General features: G+C 67.7%; 4 protein-coding genes. 1 reads left to right on the forward strand and 3 read right to left on the reverse strand.

The genetic code is table 11. The features are described from left to right. On the reverse strand, nucleotides 1-365 hold a 365-nt coding region (locus tag ACOJTD_RS18660), incomplete at its 3' end, for a NusA N-terminal domain-containing protein (RefSeq protein ID WP_420134368.1). A 3-nt stretch (nucleotides 366-368) separates the two neighbouring features. After that, a complete protein-coding gene (gene rimP, locus ACOJTD_RS18665) occupies nucleotides 369-1,148 on the reverse strand; it encodes a ribosome maturation factor RimP (RefSeq protein WP_420134369.1) in 780 nt (259 codons plus the stop codon). Between the two features lie 382 nt (nucleotides 1,149-1,530). Here rimP and ACOJTD_RS18670 point away from each other — a divergent pair, with 382 nt between their 5' ends. Continuing rightward, the gene (locus tag ACOJTD_RS18670) at nucleotides 1,531-2,637 is read left to right on the forward strand and encodes a DUF2336 domain-containing protein (protein WP_420134370.1); all 1,107 of its coding nucleotides are present in this window, start codon (nucleotides 1,531-1,533) and stop codon (nucleotides 2,635-2,637) included. A 66-nt stretch (nucleotides 2,638-2,703) separates the two neighbouring features. Here ACOJTD_RS18670 and trmB read toward each other — a convergent pair. Beyond that, nucleotides 2,704-3,100: tRNA (guanine(46)-N(7))-methyltransferase TrmB (gene trmB, locus ACOJTD_RS18675; RefSeq protein ID WP_420134371.1), on the reverse strand; the 397-nt coding region annotated here is incomplete at its 5' end.

Below are 3,100 nucleotides of genomic sequence, written 5' to 3' on the forward strand. Positions count from 1 at the left end.
TTCTGCACGATCACCTGTTTGGCGGACTGCGCGGCGATGCGGCCGTATTCCAGCGGCGGCAGCGTGTCGGCGATGGTGTCGCCAATCTGGGCGCCCGGGTTGGCGCGCTGCGCGGCCTTCAGCGAGATCTGGTTCGCCGGGTTCTCGACGTGCTCGACCACCAGCATGTGACGCGACAGCCGCAGTTCGCCCTTCTTGGCGTCGATCTCGGCGTGAACGTCGGTCTCGGAGCCGTAACGGGCGCGCGCCGCCTTGGCGATCGCGTCTTCCATCGCGGCGATGACGATGCCGCGATCGATCGATTTCTCACGCGCCACCGCGTCGGCGATCTGCAGCAGTTCGAGCTTGTTGGCGCTGACGGCCATGGATCAATCTCCCTCGGACAGGTCGGTCTCGCCACGCCGCGCCCGGTCGGCGGCAAGGCGGTGAGCTTTGGTGTTGGTCGGCTTTGGCTTGGCGGTCGGCTTGACCGGCTTGAGCTTCGGCTTCGGTGCGTTGGATTTCTTCGGATCGCTGCGCTTGGCGTGCGGCGGCGGCGCCGGCGCGAGCCCGAGGCTCTGCTTGAGATCGCGCTCGGCCTGCTTGCCGCGGCGCATCGATTCCGCCACGAGTTCGTCGGTCAGCACCAGCCGGGCGTCGCTGATGTCGTGCATCGGTAGCAGCACCAGCGGCTCCTCGTCCTTGGCGCCGCCTTCGCGCAGCACCCGTACGGCGTCGCCCTCGACGCCGTCGAGCAGGCCGCGGAAGCGTTTGCGGTTCTGATGCGGCACCGCCATCTCGATCTTGACCAGGTGGCCGCTGTAGCGGGCGAAATCCGAACGCCGCACTAGCGGACGGTCGATCCCCGGCGACGAAATCTCCAGCCGGTAGGCGCGGTCGATCGGGTCGGCGACATCCAGCACCGGCGACAGCGCCTTCGACACCGCCTCGCAATCGTCGATCAGCATCGTGCCGTCGGGCCGCTCGGCCATGATCTGCACGGTGCAGCCAGCCTCGCCCGACACCTTGATGCGCACCAGCCGATAGCCCATCGCCTGCAACACCGGTTCCGCCACCGCGCCGAACCGCGCCGCGACGCCGGGATCGACCACCAGACGGGGCTCGTCCAGCAGGTCGGTGGTGGCAGTGTCTGCGATCGGATCGGTCATAGGCGGACGGTGGCTTTGGCGGATCTGGTCGATGTTGGCGATGGCCGGTTATCGGCAGCGGACGCCAGCACAAACGGGCGGTCCGGGGTCTGCATCGGGTAACAAAAAAGAGCGGGTCCCGGGGGGCCCACTCTCGATACGCGCTCGTATGAGAATTTCTGAGTGGCCCCGATATAGCGGTTTTCTGGCCGAGCGGCAAGGGCCGAGGGCGACCGGCCTGTCCGACGCGATACCGATCGGACGATCTTACGCTCAATCGGCCGGTTTCAATTGCCTTTTTGTTCTGCGAACGACTCGCAGATCATGTCGCGAACGGTTCTCTAACCCTTCGTTCATGAGGCGCCTCTAGGTTCCCGGCTACCCGCCCCCGCCGAGAACCAGGATGTCCCCGGCTCATCTGCTGAGACCCGAACTGGACGACGCCGTCAGCAATGTCCATCCGGAGCGCCGCGCCGACGCGGTGCGGCGGATCGCGGACCTGTTCGTGCAGGGTGCGGCGCAGTTCAGCGACGAGCATGTCGCGGTGTTCGACGGCGTGCTGCTGCGGCTGGTGCCGGAAATCGACGTCGAGATGCGCAGCGAACTGGCCCGGCGGTTCTGCTCGCTCGGCAACGCGCCGCCGCGGCTGATCGCCCAGCTCGCGCGCGACGAGGATATCGGCATCGCCGGGCCGCTGCTGCGGCGCTCGATCCAGATCGGTGAGACCACGCTGGTCGATCTCGCCGGCTCGCGCGGCCAGACTCATCTGATTGCGATTTCGGAGCGGCCGCAGGTGACGCCGCCGGTCAGCGACGTCATCGTCCGGCGCGGCGATCACGAGGTGCTACGCACGATCGCGGTGAACGCAGGCGCGGAGTTCTCGTCCGCCGGCTTCAGCGGATTGATCCGCCGCGCCGCCGAGGACGGGCTGCTGGCCACCGCGGTGAGCGGCCGCGACGACCTCTCGCCGCCACGACTGAAGGAATTGCTCGCCTCCGCCAGCGACCCGGTGCGGCGGCGCCTGATCGAGACCGCACAGCCGACCGCGCGGATCGCCATCAACCGCGCGCTTCGCGAACTGGCCGGCGCGCCACAGCAAAGCGGCATGACGCGCGACTTCGCGCCGGCGCAGCGCACGATCGTGGCGCTGCATCACGGCGCCGGCCTGAGCGAAGAGACGGTGTTCGATTTCGCCAGGGCTTTTCAATATGAAGAAACAGTCGCCGCGCTATCGGCAATGTCCGGCGTGCGGATCGCGACGCTCGATCCGCTGATCGCCGGCGAGCGCCACGACCCGCTGCTGATGCTCGGCAAGGCGCTCGGCTTCGGCTGGACGACGGTGCGCGCACTGATCGGCCTGCGGCTCGGCCCGGACCGGATGCCGGCCTCACCCGACGTCGAAGAAGCGCGGTGCAATTTCGAGCGGCTGGCATTCTCGACCGCACAGCGCATGGTCGGGTTCTGGCGGCTGCGGCAGGCGATGCCGCAGACCTTCAGCAGCGCAGACTGAGATCTGCCGCAGCCGCGCCGAGAATTTATTTCTCTTTGTGACGGCAATAAGCGGCAAACTTTGTCGTCACGCCGCGAGGCGGCGGAAGCGCAAATACGCGGCGCGGCGTCCCTCGCGCTCGGCTTTGCGGCCATAGCGCGTCATCGTGTAGTTGGGCCACGGCAGCCGCCAATCGTCGGCCCGTTCGGCGGTCCAGTCGAACGCCGGGGCACGCAGCAAATGCGCCAGCGTCCACGCATTGTAGCTGTCGATGTCGCTGACGAACCGGAATTCGCCCTTCGACACCAGTGCCCGCGCCATCGCCTCGACCATCGCGTCCTGCACGAAGCGCCGCTTCCAGTGCCGCCGCTTCGGCCACGGATCGGGATGGATCAGGTCGATCCGCGCCAGCGAGCCCGCCGGCACCCACGCCATCAGCGCCGCGGCATCGCCGGCGAACAGCCTGATGTTGCGGATGTTCTGC

The organism is Rhodopseudomonas sp. (assembly GCF_048594845.1).
Lineage (GTDB): Bacteria > Pseudomonadota > Alphaproteobacteria > Rhizobiales > Xanthobacteraceae > Rhodopseudomonas.